The organism is Streptomyces sp. NPDC057654, from assembly GCF_042800135.1.
GTDB lineage: Bacteria > Actinomycetota > Actinomycetes > Streptomycetales > Streptomycetaceae > Streptomyces.
In genome coordinates, this window is the sequence record NZ_JBHVHQ010000814.1 from 1 (window position 1) to 3,901 (window position 3,901).

The 3,901-nt window shown below is 73.7% G+C and carries 3 protein-coding genes; all 3 read right to left on the reverse strand.

Going from position 1 to position 3,901, the window contains the following annotated elements; all coding sequences use genetic code 11:
- Nucleotides 1-63: 63 nt before the first annotated feature.
- A complete protein-coding gene (locus ACFU99_RS36375; RefSeq protein ID WP_384400735.1) occupies nt 64-1,203 on the reverse strand; it encodes a PAC2 family protein in 1,140 nt (379 codons plus the stop codon).
- 356 nt (nt 1,204-1,559) lie between these two features.
- Nucleotides 1,560-2,231 (reverse strand): FadR/GntR family transcriptional regulator, encoded by a 672-nt coding sequence (locus ACFU99_RS36380; protein ID WP_363228085.1) that lies wholly within the window; start codon nt 2,229-2,231, stop codon nt 1,560-1,562.
- Nucleotides 2,232-2,496: 265 nt separating this feature from the next.
- Nucleotides 2,497-3,897, reverse strand: coding sequence for a PLP-dependent cysteine synthase family protein (locus tag ACFU99_RS36385; RefSeq protein WP_384400738.1), 1,401 nt, complete (start codon nt 3,895-3,897; stop codon nt 2,497-2,499).
- Nucleotides 3,898-3,901: the final 4 nt, after the last annotated feature.

The following is a 3,901-nucleotide window of genomic DNA, read 5'->3' on the forward strand; positions in this document are numbered from 1 at the left end:
TCACATGCCTGAGCGCCCGGCTTCACGAGCCGGGGCACCGCGGCGGGCCTATTACTCCTGGCCTTACTCCTCGCCGTCCTTCTTCTCGTCCCCGTCGGCCTCGTCGGCCCGGTCGTTCTTATCGGCCCTGTCGCCCCTGTCGCCCTTGTCGTCTCTGTCGCCCTCGGCGTCGTCCGGACCGCCCCTGGCGTCGCGCTCCGCCTCGCGGCCGGGGCCCGGGCGGAGACCCGGCGGCTCATCCTTCGCCGTCGGCTTCCTCGGACGCGTACGGCCGCTGGACGTATCACGGAGATACGATCCGTCGCGGCCGTCCGCGACCCCGCCCTCCGTGGCGTGCCCGCCCGGCTGGCCCGGTCCCGGCTGGCCGTCGCGCCGCCGCAGATAGCGCTCGAACTCGCGGGCGATGGCCTCGCCGGACGCCTCCGGCAGCTCGGCCGTGTCGCGCGCCTCCTCCAGCGACTGCACGTACTCCGCGACCTCGCTGTCCTCCGCCGCCAGCTGGTCCACGCCCAGCTGCCAGGCGCGCGCGTCCTCCGCCAGCTCGCCGAGCGGCATGCGCAGGTCGATGAGGTCTTCGAGGCGGTTGAGCAGGGCCAGGGTGGCCTTCGGGTTCGGCGGCTGCGACACATAGTGCGGCACCGCCGCCCACAGGCTCACGGCCGGCACGCCCGCGTGCGTGCACGCTTCCTGGAGGATGCCCACGATGCCGGTCGGACCCTCGTACCGGGTCTCCTCCAGATCCATCGTGCGCGCCAGGTCGGCGTCGGAGGTCACGCCGCTGACCGGCACCGGCCGGGTGTGCGGGGTGTCGCCGAGCAGCGCGCCCAGCACCACCACCATCTCGACGCCCAGCTCGTGCGCGAAGCCCAGGATCTCGTTGCAGTACGAGCGCCAGCGCATGCTCGGCTCGATGCCGCGCACCAGCACGAGGTCGCGCGGCTTCGCGCCGCCGGTGCGGACCACGGAGAGCCGGGTCGTCGGCCAGGTGACCTTGCGGACCCCGCCGTCCAGCCACACGGTGGGCCGGTTGACCTGGAAGTCGTAGTAGTCCTCGGCGTCGAGCGCCGCGAAGACCTCGCCCTTCCACTCCCGGTCCAGGTGCCCGACCGCGGAGGAGGCGGCGTCGCCGGCGTCGTTCCACCCTTCGAAGGCACAGATCATGACCGGGTCGATCAGCTCGGGAACCCCCTCAAGCTCGATCACCCAGCGCCTCCTTCCGACCGGGGCGGACGGTTCGTACCGCCACCGGTTTGCAGTTCCAATGCGTGCGTCCCAAGCCTACGGCTTCCGGGGCCCCTCACCGCAGCCCCTGTGCACGGAGGAGTACCCATTCATCCGAGGTGTCTCCGGCCCTCTCCCGGCCAACTTCACTCGGGCCACAACAGTCGTGTTCCTGGGCGGTACGGCACCCCAAACGTCCGACGTCCGGGCCCGCCTGCCGGACGGCCCGCGGCCTGCCGCCGAGCCGGCGCCGTACAGCTTCTGAGTCGCCGTCAGAAGGCTGTCAGAAGGCCGCCAGAGGACTGCCGGAGAGCTGCCGGAGGGCCGTCAGAGGGCCGTCAGAGCGTCGAACGCAGCCACTGCTCCACGCTCGCGATGTGCACCGTCGCCCAGGACCGGGCCGCCTCCGCGTCGCGGTCCCGCAGCGCGCCCACGATCGCCCGGTGCTCGTGCAGGGTGCGGCTCACCGCGTCCTCCTGGGTCAGCCCGCGCCACACCCGCGCGCGCGTGGTCGGCCCGGACAGCCCGTCCAGCAGCGAGCACAGCACCGAGTTGCCGGACGCCTGGACGATGCCCCGGTGGAACTCCAGGTCGCAGGCGACCAGCTGCTCCACCGAGGGCTCGGGCCCCAGCTCCTCCAACTGGGCGCTGAGCGCGTCCAGGGCGGCGTCGCCGATGCGCCCGCAGGCCATCGCCGTGGCCGCGGGCTCCAGGATGCGGCGGACCTGGAGGAACTCCAGCACCGTGTCGTCCCGGTGGAAGTCGACGACGAAGCTCAGCGCCTCCAGCAGCAGCTGCGGATCGAGGCTCGTGACGTAGGTGCCGTCGCCCTGGCGCACGTCCAGGATGCGGATCAGCGACAGCGCCCGTACGGCCTCGCGCAGCGAGTTGCGGGACAGGCCCAGCTCCGCCGCGAGCTCGCTCTCCTTGGGCAGCCGGTCGCCCGGCCGCAGCGCCCCGGAGACGATCATCCCCTTGATCTTCTCGATCGCCTCGTCAGTGACCGCCATCTTGACCCTCCCCGCGTCGGACCCGCTCGGACGCGACGCGGCACCGTTCCCGTACCGCCTCGGCACTGTTCCCGTACCACCCCGGCACTGCCTCGGTACCGCGTCAATACATCCGATGTCTGGCCCCATTATGGACCTGACGTGCCTTCCGTTCCCCCGGTTCACACCCCGGTTCACGCCCCGGCCGCGCTCCGGCGCAGCAGGCGCCGGGGGCCGCTCGGGTGGCCGTCGTGGCCGAAAACCATACGGTCCGCGCCGACGGCCCTCACCCCACGGCCGTACGCAGCGCGGACCGGCCGACGACACCGTGCACCCGGCCGTCGAGCAGCACCACCGCGGCCTCCGCGGCCCGCTCCTCCAGCGCGGCCAGCGCCGCGGCCGCCGACTCGCCGCGGCCCACGAGCGGCGGCGCGGGCGCCGCGTGGGACGCCACCGGGTCGTCACCGCGCGCCGCCCCCGACGCGAGCGCCGCGCTCAGCCGCTCCGCGCAGACCGCGCCGATCACCTCGGGCGCCATCACGGGCCGGTCCGGGCGGAGCGCGACCGTGGTCACCAGCACGGGGTCGCCGTCCGGCAGACCTGCCTCCCGCGCCGCGGCGAGCGCCTGCTCCACGGTGTCGGTGGGGCGTACGTGCGGACCCACCGCCGCGATCTTCGCGTCGCCCACCGAGGGCAGCGCGCCGTCCGCGTCCAGGAATCCCCAGCGCCGCAGCCAGCCGTCGTCGTGCACCTTGGAGAGGTAGTTGCGGCCCGAGTCGGGCAGCAGCACCACGACGAGGTCCTCGGGTCCGAGCTCCGCCGCGACCCGCAGCGCGGCGGCCACCGCGGTCCCCGCCGAACCGCCCGCCAGCAGCCCCTCCTCACGCGCCAGCCGACGCGCCGTCAGCAGCGACTCCCGGTCCGGGATCGTCTCGAACCGGTCGACGACCGGCGGGTGGTAGGAGGACGGCCACAGGTCGTCCACCGTCTCCGGGTGCACGAAGTGCCCGATGCTCTCCACGAAGTACGGGCGTCCGTCGCCGCCCGAGTAGACCGACGCCTCCGGGTCCGCGCCGACGACCGTGACCCGGCCGCCGCTGGCCTCCTTCAGATACTCGCCGGTCCCGGTGATCGTGCCGCCGGTGCCCACCCCGGCCACCAGGTGCGTGATGCGCCCCTCGGTCTGCCGCCAGATCTCCGGGCCCGTACTGCGGTAGTGGGCCAGCGGGTTGGCCGGATTGTCGTACTGGTCGGCGTGCCAGGCGCCGGGCGTCTCGGCGGCGATGCGCGCGGCCGTCTCGTGCACATGGTCCGGGTGCTCGCGCGGCACCCCGCTCGGGCAGACGACGACCTCGGCGCCGTACGCGCGCAGCAGCGCGATCTTCTCGGCGCTGCTCTTGTCGGGGATCGCGAAGACGCACCGGTAGCCGCGCTGGGCGGCGACCATGGCCAGCCCCGCGCCGGTGTTGCCGGAGGTGCCCTCGACGACGGTGCCGCCGGGGAGCAGCAGCCCGGCCTCCTCGGCGGCGTCGACCATCGCCACGGCGGCGCGGTCCTTCACGCTGCCGCCCGGATTGACGTATTCGAGTTTCGCGTAGACGGGGGCGGTCAGGGCGCCGGTCACGCGGTTGAGCCGGACCAGGGGGGTGCCGCCGACCGCGTCGACCAGAGATGCGTACACGTCCATGCCC